General features: G+C 27.1%; 14 protein-coding genes. 1 reads left to right on the top strand and 13 read right to left on the bottom strand.

Annotated elements, in window-relative coordinates; all coding sequences use genetic code 11:
• Positions 1–90: 90 nt before the first annotated feature.
• The 9 genes from ABDZ71_RS05190 to ABDZ71_RS05150 form a co-directional block, all read right to left on the bottom strand.
• Positions 91–1,032 (bottom strand): AEC family transporter, encoded by a 942-nt coding sequence (locus tag ABDZ71_RS05190; protein ID WP_343759520.1) that lies wholly within the window; start codon positions 1,030–1,032, stop codon positions 91–93.
• A 246-nt stretch (positions 1,033–1,278) separates the two neighbouring features.
• Positions 1,279–2,277: a 2-hydroxyacid dehydrogenase gene (locus ABDZ71_RS05185; protein ID WP_343759518.1), complete on the bottom strand. Its 999-nt coding sequence runs from the start codon at positions 2,275–2,277 to the stop codon at positions 1,279–1,281.
• Positions 2,278–2,325: 48 nt separating this feature from the next.
• On the bottom strand, positions 2,326–3,381 hold the full coding sequence (locus tag ABDZ71_RS05180; protein WP_343759517.1) for an AEC family transporter: 1,056 nt from the start codon (positions 3,379–3,381) through the stop codon (positions 2,326–2,328).
• Between the two features lie 524 nt (positions 3,382–3,905).
• Positions 3,906–4,988, bottom strand: coding sequence for a hypothetical protein (locus ABDZ71_RS05175; protein WP_343759515.1), 1,083 nt, complete (start codon positions 4,986–4,988; stop codon positions 3,906–3,908).
• Positions 4,989–5,013: 25 nt separating this feature from the next.
• Entirely contained in the window at positions 5,014–5,223 is a 210-nt protein-coding gene (locus tag ABDZ71_RS05170) for a hypothetical protein (protein ID WP_343759513.1), read from the bottom strand.
• A 655-nt stretch (positions 5,224–5,878) separates the two neighbouring features.
• A complete protein-coding gene (locus tag ABDZ71_RS05165; protein ID WP_343759511.1) occupies positions 5,879–7,288 on the bottom strand; it encodes a YfcC family protein in 1,410 nt (469 codons plus the stop codon).
• A 153-nt stretch (positions 7,289–7,441) separates the two neighbouring features.
• On the bottom strand, positions 7,442–8,557 hold the full coding sequence (locus ABDZ71_RS05160) for an amidohydrolase (protein ID WP_343759509.1): 1,116 nt from the start codon (positions 8,555–8,557) through the stop codon (positions 7,442–7,444).
• A gap of 549 nt (positions 8,558–9,106) precedes the next feature.
• A complete protein-coding gene (locus ABDZ71_RS05155) occupies positions 9,107–11,140 on the bottom strand; it encodes a sigma-54 interaction domain-containing protein (protein ID WP_343759507.1) in 2,034 nt (677 codons plus the stop codon).
• A gap of 492 nt (positions 11,141–11,632) precedes the next feature.
• Positions 11,633–13,807: a PAS domain S-box protein gene (locus ABDZ71_RS05150; protein ID WP_343759505.1), complete on the bottom strand. Its 2,175-nt coding sequence runs from the start codon at positions 13,805–13,807 to the stop codon at positions 11,633–11,635.
• 560 nt (positions 13,808–14,367) lie between these two features.
• Between ABDZ71_RS05150 and ABDZ71_RS05145 the strand changes: the two genes are divergently transcribed.
• Entirely contained in the window at positions 14,368–15,255 is an 888-nt protein-coding gene (locus ABDZ71_RS05145) for an N-acetylmuramoyl-L-alanine amidase (protein ID WP_343759503.1), read from the top strand.
• 442 nt (positions 15,256–15,697) lie between these two features.
• Here ABDZ71_RS05145 and ABDZ71_RS05140 read toward each other — a convergent pair whose 3' ends face one another.
• The 4 genes from ABDZ71_RS05140 to ABDZ71_RS05125 form a co-directional block, all read right to left on the bottom strand.
• Positions 15,698–15,958 carry an IS3 family transposase gene (locus ABDZ71_RS05140; protein ID WP_425544693.1) on the bottom strand — a complete coding sequence of 87 codons (261 nt, stop codon included), beginning with the start codon at positions 15,956–15,958 and terminating at the stop codon, positions 15,698–15,700.
• Between the two features lie 121 nt (positions 15,959–16,079).
• Positions 16,080–16,424 carry a hypothetical protein gene (locus ABDZ71_RS05135; protein ID WP_343759501.1) on the bottom strand — a complete coding sequence of 115 codons (345 nt, stop codon included), beginning with the start codon at positions 16,422–16,424 and terminating at the stop codon, positions 16,080–16,082.
• A gap of 13 nt (positions 16,425–16,437) precedes the next feature.
• Entirely contained in the window at positions 16,438–17,361 is a 924-nt protein-coding gene (locus ABDZ71_RS05130; RefSeq protein ID WP_343759499.1) for a gp53-like domain-containing protein, read from the bottom strand.
• A gap of 14 nt (positions 17,362–17,375) precedes the next feature.
• On the bottom strand, positions 17,376–17,996 hold the full coding sequence (locus ABDZ71_RS05125) for a YmfQ family protein (protein ID WP_343759496.1): 621 nt from the start codon (positions 17,994–17,996) through the stop codon (positions 17,376–17,378).
• Between the last annotated feature and the right edge of the window lie 3 nt (positions 17,997–17,999).

Below are 17,999 nucleotides of genomic sequence, written 5' to 3'. Positions count from 1 at the left end.
ATATTTTAAAATATTATAACATATTTCTACATTTTTCGCCAAATTCAATACATATATTGTTAATAGTTTTTTAACTTTATATTTAATTATCTAATGATTAAAAAATAATAAAATTGCTGGATATACAAAAATTAAATATATAATCATAGTGCCAATAAAAGAGGCCATTGTTAAATGCACATTAATTTTGTTAACTTTAGCTGTTACCACTGCATTTATAGCTACTGGAGAACAGGCAAGAATAACTATAGTAGCTATCATAATAGGATCAGAAACTACTAATTTTGCAATTAAAAATGTTACAAGAGGTGTTATTATAAATTTAATCACTGAAATTCTTAATACTTCTCCTTTGTATTTTTTTATCTTTCCAAAATTAAGGGAATATCCTACAGGTATTAAGGACATCCATGCACTAATATGTATAATTATATGAAATAAATCTCCAAGAATTATTGGACGTTTAATCCCAGACATATTTAAAATAATACCAATAAATATGCCAACAATAGGCAACTGATTTTTATTAATAAGTATTTTTCTTAATGAAACTTTATTTTGTTTACCTCCCCTTTGCTTTCTATAAAAATATTGAGCTATAGGAAAACAGATCATATAAACTGTAATGCTACTTAGCATTAAAACAAATTGTGCGTATGCATATCCAACTTCACCAAATAAAATAAACACAGAAAGTGACCCTGCAACTTTACGATTAGATAACATAACTGAAATAATATAACTTCCTTGAACTGAAGGTTCTTTATATCTTTTTATTCCTAAAATTCCAAGTAAAGCAGGTATTATTTGCATTATAACTCCAATAATAGGCAACCATATTATATCTATACTTAAATTAATAGACCAAAAACTTAGAATTCCCATTAGGGGAACCATTGCCCATATATTCCCATAAAGCATCTTATCATATATCTTTCCATTACCTTTTTTATTTTTAGCCAACAGATATCCAACATATAATGGTACAATCAAGTCAATAACAAAATATACTATTTTCATAACAAAACTCATCTATTTTGTTCCTTCCTGTTATCCCTTACTAAAATATTCTTTTTTGTACACCCTTATAAGTATTATTTTTAATCCTTTTAAATATTTATGGACAACTTTATATTTTAAAACATCATAACATATTTCTACATTTTTCGCATAAGTATTTTTAATGATTTTATTTTTTAATTTATATACAAATAAATCTAATACATAACTTACCTTATATATAAATAAATCACTAGAAAAATTCTAGTGATTTATAAGTTAAGCTATTTCGTTACCACATTTTCCAGATGTAATAAAATCATTCATATTGTTATATGAAACACTGATCATATTAGTTAAAGCTTGATCTGTAAATGATCCTATATGTGGCGTTACGATAACTTTAGGGAACATAGAAACCAACTTATCTACTGCTTTATTTTCAAGTTCTCTTCCTCTTAAATTTTTAGAGAAAAAGCTTGACTCTCCTTCAAATACGTCTGTACCATATCCTCCAAGTTTTCCTTCTTCTAAAGCTTCTGATATAGCATCTGTATCTTGAAGTTCTCCTCTTGCAGTATTTATAAGTATAGCACCATCTTTCATTTTAGATATAAATTCTTCATTAATCATATGATAATTTACACCTTTTATGTATGGAACATGTATTGTAATTATATCTGCTTTAGAAAGTACTTCATCAAGGCTCATAAATTCTACTACTTCTTTTGCAGCATCGCTTTGGAAAACATCATATGCAATCATTTTTGCACCAAGGCCTTTAAAAAGTTTAGCACTAGTAAGTCCTATTTTACCAGTTCCAATTACTCCTACAGTACAATTTCTTATTTCTTTACTAAACATTCTAGAATCTACAGTAAAATCTTTTTCTCTAGTTTTACTTGCAGCATATGCTGTATTTCTTAAAAGCATCATAGAAAGTGTAACTGCAAGTTCTGCTATAGCATTTGGAGAATAAACTGGAACTGTAGCTACTCTAACTTTAAATTCTTTTGCTGCATCTAAATCTATATGGTTAAATCCAACAGTTCTTGTAAGAATATAGTTAACTCCCTTTGAAGCTAAAAATTCTATATTTCTTCTATCAGCTTTACAATTTCCTCTTATCATTACTGCATCTGCACCTATAGCTTTAGTAGCATTTTCATAATTTAAAAATTCACTAACTAATTCAATTTCGTACCCAAATTCATTTAATTTATTAAAATAACTAACTTCTACATCTCTAACTCCATAACACACAATCTTTGTTGACATAATTCTACCTCCCATAAAGTGAATAATTTAAAATACTAAGTTGAAAATTTAAGCAAACATACCTAATTGTTTTATTACTTCTAAAACTACAATCCATATAGGCATAAGGACTATACTAAATATAGTTGATAAGAATGAACAGTTTGAAGTGGTAAGTGCTTCTTTATCAAAACTAATAGAAAATGCTGCTGCAACTGTAGCTGTAGGTGTTGCCATTGCTATAACAACTGTAGCTAAAGCCATATGTGAAAACTGTAATATACCTGTAACTGTTAATAAATATAAAGCTACAATATTTAAAGCAGGAACTAATATTACTTTTGTAAGTGTATAGTACCAACATTCTTTTGAAGATACTGCTTCTTTTAAAGAGATTTTAGCAAGTTTACATCCTATTGCAAGCCAAGCTAATGGGGAGCATAATTTTGCAAGATAAGTCAAAGGAGTATGAAGCCATACTGCTGTTTTATCTATTCTTAAGAAAGCATAACTTGCTGTTTTTCCGCCTTCTGTTATAGTTACTTGTGGAAGTGATTTTTGTACTACCCAAATGATCATACCGAAAAGTGTAGCTAAAACGATAGGGTTAAAAATTATTTTCTTAATGTTTTCTTTATCCATTTTTAGACCAGACATTTTAACATATCCATAAGAATATAAGAAAGCTCTATATGAAATATTAAGTATTGACGCATACATTACTCCAGTAGCTCCATAAACTGCTTGTGTTATTGGAATACCAAAGAATGTAGTAGATCCAAATATAGTAAGTACTCTTAAAACTTCTTTTTTATCACCTTTAAATTTAACGTATAATACCTTTGTTATAATTATTAATAATACATACATTATAAATCCCCATATAAGAAGATTCATTGCTTGTTTTAAAGCATTACCATCTATGTCCTTCATAAAAGAGTTATAAGCTAATGCTGGAAGTGCAGCTGATAAAACAACCTCACTTACAATTTTTGATGTTGAATCTTTAAATACTTCCTTTTTTCTTAGAAAATAACCAAATAAGATTATTAAAACTGATGAAGCTATAGCTCCTACAATTTTAGAATCCGTAGCTATTTTCGTAACTATTTCCATAATGTTCATTCTTTTCTACCTCCTAAAATTTAAAATTAAAATAATAAATTAAAAATATAAGTATTAATCCTTAGATGTAACTTGTTTATTTTTTAACCTTGAAAAGCAAAACAAAATAAAATTCATCTCTTTTAATTTAGAAAAGCTTTTCTCTTTGACAATTTTTATACTATCTCATCTTATTTAAATAGTACATGTTAACTAATTTTTTTAATAATAACTTAAATAAATTAAGTTATTTAACTTAATTAAGCTGTTTTTTAATTTATTAAAGGAGATTTTTTATGTATATTTATCCTGTAAGCTTAAATATTACCAAGTTTATTTTTATAAAAGGAATATTTGTGTTATGTATTTAACGATTAATTTTTAATTATCCAAAAATAATTTAAGATTAATATCATTATTTACATAATAAAAATAGAAACCTTAAGATAAATTATATTTTTTAAAACCAATACTGCCTTTAAAAACTCAGATAAAAAAATCCTGTAGATTCATAAAATATGAATCTACAGGATTTTATTTTTGTTTTAAGCTTTCATGCCATAGTTTATTATTAAATTTGCAGTTTCTCCTATATTAGAGTATCCGTAAACAACACTATTAACTACTTTACAGGAATATATTTTTTCTTTATTATTATTTTCAACTACAATACAATTCTTTTTAAGCTTACCATTTCTATATAAAATGTCTTTAACAAAATTCTCTGGTTTATTAGATTTTTTAAATCCTTCTGCATCAATATAGTGCATTAAAGCTACATTTCCTTCCATAAGTAAGAATCTGCATTCAAAATCTATTGGCCAACAAGTAGGAGGACTTATCATAAGTTCTGGTTCATCTAAAACTCTAAAATGGCATCCTACTACAGGTAACTTATAATTTTTAATTTTGCTACTTATTGACTTTGGCATCTCTGGTATTTCACCTTTATATTGGAAGGCCCAAATAACATCATCTTCATCAATTACTCCAGAGGCTTCTTCATTTTTCAAACATCTTTTAACAACATCATTTACAACTTTAAAGTTATAGCTTATAGATTCTTCTTTTAAATATTTATGCCTATTTAATATTTCTTTTTTAGCTAAATCTATATTTTTCTTTGAATTTAATATATGTATTTCTTTTTCCTTTTTTATATTACTTAAATTAATTATATTTTCCCATGAATTTTCCTTTTCTAAATTTATAGTAATAGGATTTTCTATATCGTCACATACAAGAATATCACAAGTATTTATATAATTTGTAACAAATCCAACTATAACAATGCTACCTTTTTTTGCATACTCTTTTGCCTTATTTAATATATTTAATGTATTATCTTTATCATCACTTAAAAAATGAAGTTTATTTTCTACATCATATAATTTTTGAATAGTATAAGGAGACAATATTCTAAAAGGCAATGTATCTCCATAATTTCTAAGTAAAAGAACATGCTCTCTATACTCTTCTAAAAAAGTATTTCTATAATTATTTTCCCCTTCTATAATCTCAGAAGCTATTTTATATTGAACATTATAAAAAGTCATTGGAGAATCAATACTATCAATTTCTTTTAATAAATCTTTTCTTATATTTTTTAAGCTATCTTTAACCTTCATAAGAAAACCTCCATGCAATATTAAGCTAATTTACAATCTTAATTTGCTTCTTTCCCTTATTTTTAAACCAATGTCTTATTCCAAATGCATTAAATATTACAAACAAGGTAAGACCACATCCTATAAGTTCACTAGCTTTCAAACTAGAATTATAGTACAAGAAAAAAACTGAAAGATCTATAACAATAATAGAATCAACTATTAAATTTACCATATACTTAAAAAAATCGCTCATGTAACTTTCCCCCTTTAAATAATTTTTTAAGTTAATTTAGTGAATTTAATTTAATTAACTTAAAAAATTCTTAGTTCAATAGTAGCATATCCAATTATTTAAGTAAATAGCAAATCACTAAGTTTATCTATTAATATGAAATTTTCTAAGGCCAAACATTCATTTTGATAAAACATTTCCCTTTTTACCTATATAACAAATAAGGCTTATTGTATCATAGAAAAGAATATCCAAAGAAAACCAATCACAAATAAATGATTTAATTAGAATCTAAAATTTCAGTTTTCTATTTTAGAATTGAAATGGGGGATTAGATGATTTGCTTTAAATTAGAGATTTTAGTTTCAGGTTTAGGTAACTCAGATTCATTCTTCTGTATTACTTATATTACTAATATTGCTAATGTAACTCCTTTTCGTTCCTCAAATGAGTAAGTGATTCACACTAAATCGAAGATTTAGGTTCTCTACTTAACCGACTCACACCAAATTACAAATTTGGGTTCGGAATTTATGAAACTCAAACTCATTCTTCATTTGAGTAAGCGACTCACACCAAATCATAGATTTGGGTTCGCTGCTTAAAAAACTCGTTATTACTTTCTTTTAAAAAGTAATAACGAGTTTTCATATCTTAATAAATTTTATTTTATTTTTTAAGACCACCCAATAAGAGTAGCAACAACCATAACTACAACCCCAATTGATGACCATATAAGAAATATTGGTGCAACAAATTTTAGCCATTTTTCATATGGAACCTTTGCAACTCCTAAGGCTGCCATAAGCACTCCTGAAGTTGGTATAATAATATTTGAGAATCCATCACCATATTGATATGCTGAAACTGCTATCTGTCTTGTAACTCCAACAACATCTGCCATTGGTGACATAAGTGGCATAACAATCATTGCTTGTCCTGATCCTGAAGGAACTACAAAGTTGAATACTAAGTTAGATAAAAACATTCCAATAGCAGAAAACATAGGAGGAACTTTTGTAAGTGGTATAGTCATATAATAGATGATTGAGTGAATTATATGCCCATCTGTTAAAATGATTGTTATAGATTTTGCAAATCCGATTACTAATGCTCCATAAACCATGCTTTGAGCACCTTTTATAAAGGATTTAGCCATATCATCTGGATGCATTCTTCCTACAAGTCCACTTATTAAAGCTACAGCTAACATCATAGCACTTAATTGATTAAGTCCCCATTTTAATTTATAAGCTCCATAACCGTATACTATAAATCCAACAATTAACGTTAATAATACAAGTACTTCCCTAATAGTAAATTTATCATTTGCCTCTTTACTACTCTCTACATAGTCATCCCAATTTAATTTTCCAAGAACACCACCATTAGGATCTTTTTGAACCTTGTTTGCATAACGATAAACATACCAAGTTGTTACTAAGAAAAGTATTGCCCATACTATTGCTCTTAATCCGAACCCTGATAACAATGGAAGACCTGCTATTGTTTGTCCAATTATTGTATTATAAGGTCCCATTGGAGATGCTGCAAATCCTGAATATGCTCCAAGATACATTATTCCAATTCCAACTAATGGATCTAATTTAAGTTTTTTAGATAGAGCAATCCCAATAGGTATAAATGCTATAACTGCGTTAACTACAATACCTAAAGATCCTAATACAGACATTATAACCATAATAATAGGAATAACTAAAAGTGCTTTCTTTTGTAATTTATTAACTGATGCGTTTATAGCTATATCTATAGCTCCTGTATCATTAACTACTTGGAAAAACCCTCCAACTAGAAAAGTTAAAAATATAACTGCTGCTCCTGCATTCATTCCCTTTGGTATAGACAGTAGAAAATCTCCTATACTAACTGGTGTTCTTTCCATAAAACTAAAACTGCTGGCATCTATCATAGATTTTCCTGTGTTTGGATCTTTAATCATATTATATTGGCCTGCTGGCACAATATAAGTTGCTATAGCCGCAATCATTATAAATATCATAATAAGTGTATAAGTATTTGGTACATAAAACTTTTTCTTTTGTTTTTTCACATCTTGTGTTTTCATTTGTTTGCCCCCTAAAAATATAAAATTATAATATAAGTCCATATACTAAAAATATATAATTTAAAAAATTTGTTTTTATAGTAGAAATTTGATCCCCTTTGTAATTTAAAATCTACCTATTTAATAAAACTAATCTATTTTGTAACTTTAAATTTATTTTTTTAACCCCAATCTATTTTTTACAACATTATTAAGTATATTTACCCCAATACTTAATGCTTTTTTATCAAAGGTCATATCAGCATGATGTAATCCTGGAGTTAAATCTGCTCCTAATCCGATATAGGCTGATTTCACATTCATTTCTCTTGTATAAAAATGAAAGTCTTCCCCTCCTGTTGTATATAATGGTTCTAAAACTTCTCCTAATTCTTCCTTTATAGCCTCATATGCAACTGATGTCATTTCATCATTATATTGAGCTGCCGGTACCCCTCCAACAAATTCAATAATTGCTTCTGCACCAATTGATTTTGCACTATTTATAATTGCTTCTTTTGCTTTTAAAATCATCTCTTCCATTACTTCATTTGTTTGAGCTCTTAAATCCATAGCAAGTTCCGCTTCATCTGGAATTAAATTAATAGTATCTCCTCCTGCTATAAGTCTTGTTACTTTAATAGAGTGAGATACTCTAGGATCAAGTCTTATTGCATTTATAGAATTTACTACTAAAGCTGCTGCATCTACCGCATTTACCCCTAAATGTGGTCTAGCTCCATGGGCATTAAGACCTTTTATTTTAGTAATTATTTGATAACTAGTTCCATGAACTAATGAAGGAGTAGCTTCCCCTAATTTTGCTTCTTGAATAGGCCTTAAATGTATTCCTACTATTTCTTCTATTTCATCTATATAGCCGCTTTTAATTACACTTCTTGAGCCATCTAACTTTTCTTCAGCTGGCTGAAATATAACTACTAAGTTCCCCCTTTCTATTTTTTTTTCAGCTATATTTTTGGCAGTAGCTAGAACCATAGCTGAATGAGCATCATGACCACAGGCATGGACATTATATTTTTCTCCATCTTTTTCAAACTGCAAAGCATCCATATCTGCTCTAATTGCTAAAACAGGACCTTTCTCTGTAGCATCTAATTTACCAACTACTCCTGTTTTACCAACTTCTTCAACAACATCAAATCCAAAACTTTTTAACTGCTCTGCTATATACTTTGATGTTTTGAATTCTTCAAATCCTATTTCTGGGATTGTATGAAGATAGTCATATGCTCTTTCCACGTAGCTCTTCTCTTCAGTTGTTTTCACTTTTTCATCTCCTAACTTCTTAGTGGGATCATTAGGTATATTAAAATAAATAATAAGTGAAAGATACAAGGAATATTTTATGAAATACAACAACTTAGCCTTTTCTAATAGTTTGCTATTAGTAAGTTCTAAAGAAGAAGTATTTTAAAAATAAAACTAACATTCTTACTTATTTATTTTTTTAATGTGCCCTATATACTTATTAGTAGCAAAATCCATGCCAATACTATATAGATAACTTTTTACTAAAGAAATTATATATTTATCCTTTAAAATCGTTTCCATTTTAAAAAATTTTTATATTTATAGTTATTTTGAAATCAATATAATAAAAAGCGGGAGATTTATGGGTGTTTAACCCACTTTCTCCCGTAAATTCATAATATTTAATTACTTATTTATTCTTTTAATTAATAATAGTTAATTACTTTTTTTCCTATTACTAATTAATGATATTTAAAAACTTCTTTATACCTACTAATTAATAATACTTAATACTTATCTACTCTTTTAATCAGTAATGTTCAATAATTTATTTATATATATTAGCTAATAATGTTTAAGAATTTCCCTCCCTTTATTAGTTAACTTAGCTCCACTTCTACCTTTTCCATAAATAATTAAATCTTTTTCATTTAAATATGTCATTATTTTTCTAACATCATGCTCTGAAATATTTTGTCCCTCTGCAATAGCATTTTGATAAATAGCTCTTCTACCACAGCTTTTATTATTTAAAAGATTTAATATATAAAAAGCAATTTTTCTATCAGTATAAAGTAAATCATCAAATACAAAGCATTTAATAGTAGAGGTTTCAGTGTTTAAACTAACACTTTTTATATCTTCTGGTAAATCATCTTTTGTAAGTAAGTCTCCACCCATATAAGCCATATACTCTACACAATTTCTAAGCTCTCTTACATTTCCCTTCCAAGAATAATTTAAAAGTATATTCATTACATTATCATCAATTTTTTTATTGCTGTATCCTAATTCATCTAATATATCTTTTATTAAACATTTTATATCTTCTTTTCTATCTCTTAAAGGAGGCAAATGTAATCCCAATACGTTAAGTCTATAGTATAGATCCATTCTAAAAGTACCTTTTTCTATTAAGCCTTTTAAATCCTGGTTAGTTGCAGCAATTACCCTTACATCTACTGGAATAATATTTGATCCTCCAACTCTCATAACTTCTTTTTCTTGAAGTATTCTTAAAAGTTTCACTTGTACATTTATTGGAACGTCCCCAATTTCATCTAAAAATATTGTTCCTGTATGTGCTAGCTCAAAAAGTCCTCTTTTTCCTCCCTTTTTAGCTCCTGTAAAAGATCCTTCTTCATATCCAAATAATTCACTTTCTAAAAGAGTAGATGGAAGGGCAGCACAATTAATTGCTACAAAAGGTCTAGTTGATCTTTTAGAAACATTATGTATAGACTGCGCAAATAATTCTTTTCCTGTACCACTTTCTCCCATAATCAATGCAGGCGCATCAATTTTAGCTATCTTTTTTGCTTTATTAATGCATTCTAATAAAACTTTACTAGTTCCTGATATATCTTTAAATTTGTATTTTGCTACATATCCCTTTTCTATTAATTGCTTTCTTAATTTATTTTCTAAATTTTGAATATCCGTAATATCTTTTACAAGAATCACATATCCATTTATTCTTTTATATAAATTTATAGTCCTCTTAGTTACAAGAAAACTCTTATGTATCTCAAAAGATTCCATAAAAACATTTTCTACTATTTCTTCTTTTAAAATTTTATCCCAAAATTCTTTAGGAATAATATCTTTGTAGTACTTAAAATCTTCAGATTTTTTCCTGTTTGTAGAAAACATTTTTTTAACGCTCTCATTATAATGAACAATTTTATAGTTTCTATCGGTAATAATAACTCCATTATCAACAATATCTAATACTGTATTCATTAAATTCTTGATTCTACTTGTGCTAGCAAATGTAGAATGAAGTCCATGACTTATTGGCATTATAGTATCTGCATAAAGTATAAATTTTTCTTCTAGTTCTTCATTCATAATATCAAGTTTTGTACCTATATCCATTAAAGTTGATAAATCAAGAACTTTCCATCCAATATTAATTATATTTTCTACACTTGAGGGCATGTAATTAAGCTGTCCTGGAGTTACTGCTATTTTAAGGTTTGGTATGTTTTCCATATTAGGATAGACTGGTATAAATTCAATATTTGTAAGTCCTAATTCATATAATGTAGCAATAGACTCTATAGCACTAATACTTTCATTTGTAACAAACATAGCTTTTGTATTTTGTGGCAAATTATATAACTCTTTTAAACTGTTATGTGAAAAAGTCCTAGTCATATATATTATTTTTGTATTTTTAGGCAAATGCTTTTTTGCAATGTTTGTAAGAAGTAGTGATGTAATAAGGGCTAAATCTCCTTCAATTAACCCATTAATACCTTCTTTAATACTATAGCCTTCAATTTCTAGATGGTCCTTAAAAAAATAATTCAGCTCTTTTAAATATTTGTCTCTAGTAGATGGCTCTACTGTAATTAATAATAATTTTTTTTTCAAACCAATCCCCCCATATCTTCTTTTGTTTATCTTTCCCTAAACCAATTTAAATAAATACATTTAAATAGTTTTAATTTTATATACTTTTAAATTTAAATTTAAAAAATTCAAATAAAACTTACATAATATATTGTGTAAATTTAAAAGGTTTTTTAATTATTAAAATTACATATATATATGAAAGAAAATCATATTTTAAGTTATAATATTAAAATTAAAGTAAGCTATGCCAATATATATTATATTTATAATACAGAAATTTTTTTAAAATGCAAAGACTTTTTTTAAATGAAATTAAAATAGCTACCTATATAATAAGTAAATATTATTTCCATATATACTTTAATATTCCTATAACAAATTTTAAAAATTAAACTTTAATCTTGATACTTATTTTTAAAAACATATTTTAAGAAAAACTATTTAATAAATTAAAAAGCTAAAATATATTAAAATAAAAATAGATGAAGAGTACTTACTAATACCCCTCACCTATTTCTTACTTAAAATTTCTTTTATAAATACTTCAGTTACCTTAGGATCAAACTGAGTATTTGAATTCATTTTCAATTCATTTATTGCTTGCTTTTCACTTAATCTTAATTTATAATGATAGCCACTTGTCATTATGTCATATGCCTCTACAACGCTTAATATCTTAGCTTGAAGTGGAATTTCATCTCCTTTTAAATTTCTAGGATAACCTTTTCCATCAACTCTTTCATGATGACATAATACATATTCTGCTATATGTGAAAATTCGTTTACTGATTTTAATATTTTATAGCCAATTTCAGGATGCCTTTTAATTTCAAGCCATTCTCCTCTATTTAATTTTTCAGATTTACTTAAAACTCTTTCATTAACACCTATTTTACCTATGTCATGTAATAATCCAAGAAGTCTAAGGTCTTCTACTTTGTTGCTATCTAAACCTAATACTATGCCCATTTTTTTACAAAGCTTGCTTACCCTTTCACAATGCTCTTGTTCTATATTATTATTTCTATATAAACTTTCAATTATAAGCTTTATAGTTTGATTTTTCATACTTGTACTTTCTAAAAGTTTTTTATAATACATATTGTCTTCAGCTTGGGTATATATTTTCTCTACGCTTTGGTTAACACTAGTTTTTGTAGCCCATCCAAAGGAAACAGATAACACAATATTATTTATTTTTTCTTTAGATATAGATTTTTTAATACGATAAACTATCTTTTCTGCTTTTTGGCAGCTTGTTTTAGGAAGCAAAATAACGAATTCATCTCCACCAGTTCTAGCTATAATATCATTTTCTCTGAATTTTTCCTTTAAAATCTTAGAAAACCTTTTTAAAAGTTTATCCCCAACTAAATGACCAAAGGCATCATTTGTAAGTTTTAATCCATTTAAGTCAGCCATAACTAAAGTTAAAGGAAGATTTTCCTCTCTATCTAGTTTTTTTAGTTTCTCTTCATAAAACCTTCTATTATAAAGGCCTGTTAGTTGATCATTATAACTTAAATAAGTAACTTCTTTTTCAGATTTTTTTCTTTCCTCTATATTACGACTTACCCCTAAAATTTCTATTTCCCTTTTATCATTATATCTAAAATTTATTGATACCTCTGTCCATATAGGACTTTTGTTTTTTCCAAAGAGTTGAATTTCCATAATATAATGCTTATTTGAGTTAGGTCTTTTTATAAATTCTTTCATATTTTTTTCAACTGTATCCTTAAAAATAGCTAAGGACTTAGGAGATATTGAGTTTTCTAAAGTTTTATTTACCACATCTTCCGCTTTATATCCTGTTAAATAATACATTGAAGGGCTTACATATGTAAATTTATTTCTATGTATATTAAATATCCATATAACATCTGATGTATTCTCTGTTAATAGTCTATATTTTTCTTCGCTTTTTTTTAAAGCATCCTCTGCTTTTTTACTTTCCGTTATATCTGTTATAAAGTTAAGAACTGCTGGTCTACCATTCCATTTTATTTTAACTCCATTAGTTTCTATCCAAATGACTTTTTTATCTTTTCTTATTAATCTATATACTTGCTTACTTTTAAAAGTTTTATTTTCTAACCTTGTATGGTGGTTGTTTTTTGCTTTTTCTTTATCTTTAGGATGAATAAAATACAATGCAAAACTTGTATCCAATTCTTCTTTAGTATACCCTGTTAATTTTTCTAACATTGGATTAAACATTTGTATCTTTTCATCTTGAATTATTACAATTGATTCTGATGCATTTTCAAACAAGAGCTTATATTTTTCATTCATATCTTCAAAAGACTGTGAATCATACTCAGTATCCCCTATATCCGTTACATATGTAATAAAATAATTTTTTTTAGGAGAAGATATTTTTATATTATAAAGTCCTTTTAGTATATTAGAAAACCATTCAATTTCCCTGTTTCCGCCATTAAGAGCAATATCGCCATATATCTTTATTAAATCTTTTTCTGCTTTACTTATATCCGGGAAAATTTCAGTGATTTTCTTTCCTAAAAGAGATTTCTTTTTTAATCCTACATACTCTTCAAACTTAGAATTGACATCTAGAATTTCATAGTCAGATGGGTTATTATTTGTATCTAGCATTATTCTATAATATGCATATCCTATAGGGCATTCATTAATAATAAATTCATAAAAATTTTCTTTCATTTTAACCACCTTTCATGATTATAAAATACGCTAATAATACTATTTTTTCTATAAGGAACACTTATTTTTATACTTAAACTAATTTAAATCATGGAATTTTAAGTCTACCTAAAATAAACCAAGTTAGCATATCATATAATCATTTATGTATATTAACTTAATAATATATGGTTGTAAAATTTTTACAAATTATGTTTTAAAAATAAAAGATTACAGGGCTAAAAAATACTTCCCACTTAAGAGATTGTATATTTTAACAATATAAATTTCATATAAACCTGTTATCTATTGAATCTACTTATCTTTAATCTATTTTAATTTATAAAAATCCATAATTCCCAATTAAAAACAAAGTCATATATGTCCATAAAATGCACTATATTGAAAATACGCTGTATAGGCATAATTCTGACATTATTACATTATAATCCTATTATAATCAATTATACATAAGCAAAATATATTTGTAAAACCATTATTAATCGGAATTTTAAAAATTAACTACTAAATTAACAAAATATCAAAACATTACATATGATATTAATAGATATGCATAAGGAGTGATAAAATTGAGAATTGGAATAGATATGGGCCATACTCTATCCGGATCAGATTATGGCGCCGTTGGATATAGAAAAGAAACTAATTTAACAAGAGAGGTTGGATTTAAGGTAATGCAGAAACTTGAAAAACTTGGACATGCAGTTGTAAACTGTACTGTAGATAGTGCAAGTTCTGTAAGTTCTTCTTTATCCACAAGAGTTAGAAAAGCAAACTCAGGAAATTTGGATTTATTTATATCCCTACACTTTAATGCTGGTGGTGGAACTGGAGTAGAAATTTATACCTATGGAGCAAGTAAGTTTAGTCAGGCAACTTCAGTGCTTAATAATATAGTAGGTTTAGGTTATAGAAATAGAGGAATAAAAGATGGTAAAAATTTATATGTAGTAAGAAGCACAGATCCTAAAGCAATGCTTATAGAATGCTGCTTTGTAGATTCCAAAAATGATATGAATATGTTTAGCGCAGAAAAAATGGCTGACGCTATTGTAAAAGGTTTAGTTGGTAAAACTATAAAATCAAATGCCTCTTATAATCCTCCTTCAAAACCTAGTTCTAGTTCTAAAAAATATTCATCTTCAAGTACTATAAAAAAACTTCAAAAAGCTTTAAATAGTAGCTATAATAAAGGTTTAGCTGAAGATGGAATATTAGGCCCTAAAACTAAAGCTGCACTAATAACTATAAAACAAGGTGCTAAGGGATCTTTAGTTAAAGTTTTACAAGAAATATTAATATCTAAAAAATATAATTTAGGAGGACATGGAGCTGACGGAGTATTTGGATCTATGACTAAAAAAGCTGTTATGAAATTCCAACAGGATAAAAATCTTTTAATAGATGCTATTGTTGGACCAAATACTTGGAGTGCTCTTTTAAGATAGATAAATTAAAGAATATATTTATAAGAAAACTATTCTCTTCTCTTTACAATATTAATTTGTTTTTAGTTTAAACCGCCTTTTTTTAATGAAAGTGCGGTTTTTTTAAGGTTCATCTGATAACTATGAACTAGAATTTAAACCTTTCCTATTTGAAGCAAAATTGAAATAATATTATACATAAATAATAAAAGAACCTTAGATTAAATCTAAGGTTCTTTTGCTTTCTTTTTATAATAACAGCAGTTTTCCTTAATAATTTAAATTCATTAAGAGAAAATATTTAAACTATTATTTAACTTCTTATTACCAAGGTAATGGCATATTTTTTAAAGTCATATAGGTCAGTATACACAATACTCCATAAAATGCAGATACTATACTATAAAAAACCACTCCTATGTGAACATCCCCCTGTCAAGTAGACAAGTAAAATAATAAAAAATTATATTGATAAGGTATGATTTCGATATTCTATCGGAGTCATACCTTTTAACTTTTTCTGTAATCTTTTAGTATTATAAAACTCTATATATTGATCTATCCCTTCTTTAAATTCTTCATATGTATTGAACTTTTTCAAGTAATACATTTCTGATTTAAGAGTACCCCAGAATCCTTCTATAAGACCATTATCAATTATAGCTTGATCTAATGTGTCAAACACCAATTTATTGTTATTTGAAGTACTTAATACTATTATCATTTAAATCTAAAATAGCACTTAAATAACCTTTTTTACACGTTGTTAATTTAAACTCCGTTACATCTCAAAATAATTTATTTTATTTATTATTTTTGAACATAAAAATACACCTTTTTACTGTTTATTTAGGTGTTCCTTGTTGCATTTCTATTAAATTCATTATTTCAACCATACTTTGTTGTGTTTCTTCTATTTGTTTTTTCAATTTTTCATTTTCTTGTTGAAGCTTTTCAAATGGTGTTGCTTCTACTTTCTGTGGAGCTACTGGTTGTATAATAACTTTTTCAAATATTTCTTCAAACGTAGAACCATTTATATTTTTTATTGTAAATTCTTTTCCTTGACTTTGCTCTCTAAAAAATGTATTATAAATTTCTTCTGTTATTTCTATATCTGTCTCTTCTATGTTATTAACCTCTGAATCCTTAAAGCCAAAGTAGTTATCTTCTAAAAATATATATCTCACCTACTATACCTCCTTAGTATCCTACAGCAAACCATCTAACTGTAAGATTATTATTAGCTGTCATGCCACCAAAATTACCTACACTAATAGTTATTTGTGTCTTACTAGTTCCTCCAGTTGGATATGCGTTACTAACAATAAATCCCGAAAGAACTGATGCATCTACATAACAACACTCATGTGGAAATGCTATAGGTAAATTTATACCAATAGTCTTATAAAAAAGTGATTTACTTGTACCAGTTTGACCACTTGATCCAGTTGATGATGCTCCCCATTGTAATATTAATCCTCCTGGTAATTTTCTATAGCCTGCACTTCCAATAGATTGAGATGGATTGATTAAATCAGCTTCCGAGTGTTTATGCCTTCCATTAGCCTTACTACTCCAACTAGCTTTATCTGAATCTGTAACAAATCTATGACTTGAATCTTGATTAATATCCGCTGAACTATGTCTATGACTTCTACTAGCTTTACCATTCCAATTATTTTTTTCTGAATCACTAACAAATCTATGAGTTGCATCTTGTGAAATTATAGTTGCTGGATGTGTATTAGGATGTGTGTATCTATTTGCCCCACTTGCTATTGCTGAAAGTTTTTGCTTTTCTGCTGTAGTATAATCTTGTGTTGAAAGACCTTTCCCTGATACTTTATCTACTTTACTACTTTTAACAGTTTCAATACTTTTTGTTATATCATCAAATTTTGACTCAACAGATTTACCAATTTTAGTTCTTATATCTTCCGCTGCAAGTACTACATTTCCTGTTTTATTATTTACAGAAGTTACTGGAACTTTTATGCTATTTGCTTTAGTTTCAACATCTTTTATTTTTCTATCTACTATATCAGCATTATAATTAAAATCCTCTATATTTACTACATCATTTCCATCTGGTTTTTTTAATCCATAATTACTTGTAGTTTTCAAATTATATACCTCCTTTAGTTATCATACGCTTTTAATTCTTTCCACATTTTTGTATTAACCATACTCCATGTTAATTTACTACCTTTTAAGAAGCTCCAAATTGAATAAGTATATTCAAAATCATAAGCTAAGTGAGCTGGTTTTATTATATTTAACATATCTATAAAAGCAGCTAAATTTATAGGAATTCCTTTAATACCTATAAATTTTACTGTAAAAGAATAGCTTTCAGGGTGTTCTATTATTTCACATTCTCCACCACTGAAAGCTTCAGCCACTTCTTTTAACATTTTTTTAGTAACAGTACCTTGACCTCTCTTTTTAGCTTTAATAACTTCTCTTCTATCCTCATAAGATTTATTTAAATCTGTTTTTATTCCATAATCTTCTTCCCATAAAGTTAACCCCCATGTAGCAGTATCTATAAAAAACTGTTTTAATAAATCTTTTTTCAAATAATAAAGTCTTCCCAATTCCTTTGCATTTGTAGTCTCAATATTCGCCATTACTTTTGATTTTCTATAACATTTGGGTAAATACTTCATCAAATCAGGAGTATAAGGTTTTATTTGTTCATCGGATATATTTTTATTAGAAGCATACTTGTTTGTGCTATATTTTATAGAACCATACATAAC

Origin of the sequence: Clostridium oceanicum (assembly GCF_039521385.1) — a bacterium.
In the GTDB taxonomy this organism is placed as follows: Bacteria; Bacillota; Clostridia; order Clostridiales; family Clostridiaceae; genus Clostridium_F; species Clostridium_F oceanicum.
The sequence above is the reverse complement of the archived record's forward strand: the minus strand, read 5'-3'. Positions and strand labels throughout refer to the sequence as shown.

What these genes read in the sequence shown, in the direction of transcription:
- ABDZ71_RS05190 (WP_343759520.1), bottom strand. Translation starts at nt 1,032, where the DNA reads ATGAGTTTTGTTATGAAAATAGTATATTTTGTTATTGACTTGATTGTA.
- ABDZ71_RS05185 (WP_343759518.1), bottom strand. Translation starts at nt 2,277, where the DNA reads ATGTCAACAAAGATTGTGTGTTATGGAGTTAGAGATGTAGAAGTTAGT.
- ABDZ71_RS05180 (WP_343759517.1), bottom strand. Translation starts at nt 3,381, where the DNA reads ATGAACATTATGGAAATAGTTACGAAAATAGCTACGGATTCTAAAATT.
- ABDZ71_RS05175 (WP_343759515.1), bottom strand. Translation starts at nt 4,988, where the DNA reads ATGAAGGTTAAAGATAGCTTAAAAAATATAAGAAAAGATTTATTAAAA.
- ABDZ71_RS05170 (WP_343759513.1), bottom strand. Translation starts at nt 5,223, where the DNA reads ATGAGCGATTTTTTTAAGTATATGGTAAATTTAATAGTTGATTCTATT.
- ABDZ71_RS05165 (WP_343759511.1), bottom strand. Translation starts at nt 7,288, where the DNA reads ATGAAAACACAAGATGTGAAAAAACAAAAGAAAAAGTTTTATGTACCA.
- ABDZ71_RS05150 (WP_343759505.1), bottom strand. Translation starts at nt 13,807, where the DNA reads ATGAAAGAAAATTTTTATGAATTTATTATTAATGAATGCCCTATAGGA.
- ABDZ71_RS05140 (WP_425544693.1), bottom strand. Translation starts at nt 15,958, where the DNA reads ATGATAATAGTATTAAGTACTTCAAATAACAATAAATTGGTGTTTGAC.
- ABDZ71_RS05125 (WP_343759496.1), bottom strand. Translation starts at nt 17,996, where the DNA reads ATGTATGGTTCTATAAAATATAGCACAAACAAGTATGCTTCTAATAAA.